A 2,143-nucleotide genomic window follows, 5' to 3' on the forward strand; every position below is an offset into this window, starting at 1 on the left:
GCGGCCGGCCCCAACACCTTCGGCGGCGAGCCCAGCCTGGCGCAGATCGCCGGCCATGCGCTGTCGAGCATCTTCCTGGACGCGCTGGCGGTGGACGTGGAGCGTGCCGAGCGCATCAACCAGACGCTGGCACTGATCCCGGAGGAGGCGCGGCGCCACACCCAGCTGCGGCCGGTGCAGCTGCTGGTGATCTCGCCCTCGGAGCGCGTCGACGTGATCGCCTCGCGCCACGTGGGCGCGCTGCCCGGCGTGGTGCGCCGCGCCTTCGGGCATCACAACGGCGGCAACGGCACCAGCGCGGCGCAGTCGGCCGCGCTGGCCAGCTACCTGCTCTTCGACAGCGGCTTCACGCGCGAGCTGATGGCCCTGGGCCGCGCCGACACGCTGGCCCGCCGTGACGAGGTGCTGCGCTTCTTCGGCTGGTGCGGCGCCGCGCCGCACGGCTGAGCGGCGCCTGCGGGCCCTCAGCCGGCGCCGCCCTGGCGCGCCTGCAGCATCGCGGCCATTTTCTGGTGGATGAGCTGGATCGCCTTGAGCGGGCGGATCATCACCTTGAACTCGGTGATGCGGCCCGCGGCGTTCCAGCTGACGATGTCCACGCCGTTGACCTCGATGCCGTCGAGGGTGACGGCGAACTCCAGCACCGCATGGTCGGCCGCGACCGTCTCGCGCACGTAGCGGAAGCTGTCGACGAAGAAGACCTGGAAGGCCGCGCCCAGGTATGCGGCCGCCAGCGCCCTGCCACGCTGCGGCGTGTGCACCACGGGCGAATGGAACACGGCATCGTCGTCGAGCAGCGCGGGCAGCCCGGCGGCATCGCGCTCACGCACCAGGCGGTGCCATTCGGCGAGGGCGGTCGGGGTGGTCATGGGAGCGCCTCCTGCGGGCAGTGAAAGGCCGCACGGTAGCGCAGCCGGCGGGGCAGCGGCGTCCTGTGGGAGACGCCCGCCGCCGTCACGCCTTCAGCATCGCGACGGTGCGCCAGGCGGTGAAGACGATCGCCGCCACCAGCACGAGGGTGGCCGCCAGCATGGGCCGGCTGCGGCGGCCGCTCGCCAGCTGCCACGTGCCGTTGACCATGCTGAGCACCCCGAACAGGCCGACCAGCACCAGCAGCCACAGCACCTGCCGCCCCTGCGGCGCCGTGCCGGTGAAGCGCGTGCCGCCCGCATCCGCCATGCCGGGATTCAGCAGGCCCGGCGCGAGGAGCCAGACGAGGACGGCCATGCCGGCCGCCAGCAGCAGGCCGAGCCCCAGCATCAGGCAGCCGAGCACGGCCACCCGGCGCGCGGACCAGGTGGGCCGGCCGCAGGCAGGGCATCGGTCGGCCGGCTCGGCCAGGGCGTGGCCGCAGCGCAGCGAGGAACAGACGGCAGCGGGCTTGGTCATGACGAGGACCTCCGGTGCGCCGTATTGAAGCGGCCGGCGGCGGCGCCGGCCATCCGACGGGCGCCATAGCCCGACCGGCAGCGCTCAGCCGGCCTCGATGCCCAGTTCGCCGCAGACCTTCGCCAGCGCGCCGCGCAGGGCGGCCACCTCGGCCTCCAGCCGGTCCACGCGCTCGCGCAGCGCCGCGAGTTCGCCCGCATCGGTGGCGCCGGCCGGCAGCGCCGCCGGCGCGGCGGCCAGTACCTCGGCCGCGACCGGGCCGCCCAGCAGGTGCGCCCAGCGGCTCTCGCGCGCGCCGGGCAGGCGCGGCAGCTTCACCACCAGCGCGCCGGCGGCGCGTTCGGCCATCTCGTCGAGGAAGGCCTCCACCGAGGAGATGTCGGCGAAGTTGTGCATGCGGTCGCTGGCGATGCGCAGCTCGCCCGCCGTCTGCGGGCCGCGCAGCATCAGCACTGTCAGCAGGATCAGCGACTGCGAGGGGATGCGCAGCACGCGGTCGGCGTTGTGGCCGTAGCGCAGCACGCGGCCGCCGCTGGTCTCGTCGACCAGGCTGCGGCGGCGCAGGCTCTCCAGCGCGTCCTGCACCTCGGCCTCGGACAGTTCCATCACCGGCTGCCGGCTGGTCTTCTGGTTGCAGCCGGCGAGCAGGCTGTTGAGCGTGAGCGGGTAGCTGTCGGGCACGGTGCGCTGCTTTTCCACCAGCACGCCGAGCACGCGGGCCTCGACGGGCGAGAGGATGGGCAGCGCCGGGTCC

The 2,143-nt window shown here is 74.1% G+C and carries 3 protein-coding genes and 1 pseudogene; 1 reads left to right on the plus strand and 3 read right to left on the minus strand.

The genetic code is table 11. The annotated features are described in order from the left end of the window. A pseudogene (locus ACIY1X_RS01395) lies at positions 1 to 447 on the plus strand (patatin-like phospholipase family protein); the annotation flags it as partial. Positions 448 to 464: 17 nt separating this feature from the next. Here ACIY1X_RS01395 and ACIY1X_RS01400 read toward each other — a convergent pair. The 3 genes from ACIY1X_RS01400 to ACIY1X_RS01410 all read right to left on the minus strand — a co-directional run. Then, positions 465 to 869 carry a nuclear transport factor 2 family protein gene (locus ACIY1X_RS01400; RefSeq protein ID WP_399677460.1) on the minus strand — a complete coding sequence of 135 codons (405 nt, stop codon included), beginning with the start codon at positions 867 to 869 and terminating at the stop codon, positions 465 to 467. A gap of 85 nt (positions 870 to 954) precedes the next feature. Beyond that, entirely contained in the window at positions 955 to 1,389 is a 435-nt protein-coding gene (locus tag ACIY1X_RS01405) for a hypothetical protein (protein ID WP_399677461.1), read from the minus strand. Positions 1,390 to 1,473: 84 nt separating this feature from the next. Continuing rightward, positions 1,474 to 2,143 (minus strand): YceH family protein (locus ACIY1X_RS01410; RefSeq protein WP_399677463.1); only part of this gene is annotated, 670 nt, incomplete at its 5' end.

Source organism: Xenophilus sp. (assembly GCF_044462705.1).
GTDB lineage: Bacteria > Pseudomonadota > Gammaproteobacteria > Burkholderiales > Burkholderiaceae_C > Xenophilus > Xenophilus azovorans.

Bases quoted from the DNA above. Each gene is read 5' to 3' on its own strand.
- ACIY1X_RS01400 (WP_399677460.1), bottom strand. From the start codon at position 869: ATGACCACCCCGACCGCCCTCGCCGAATGGCACCGCCTGGTGCGTGAG.
- ACIY1X_RS01405 (WP_399677461.1), bottom strand. From the start codon at position 1,389: ATGACCAAGCCCGCTGCCGTCTGTTCCTCGCTGCGCTGCGGCCACGCC.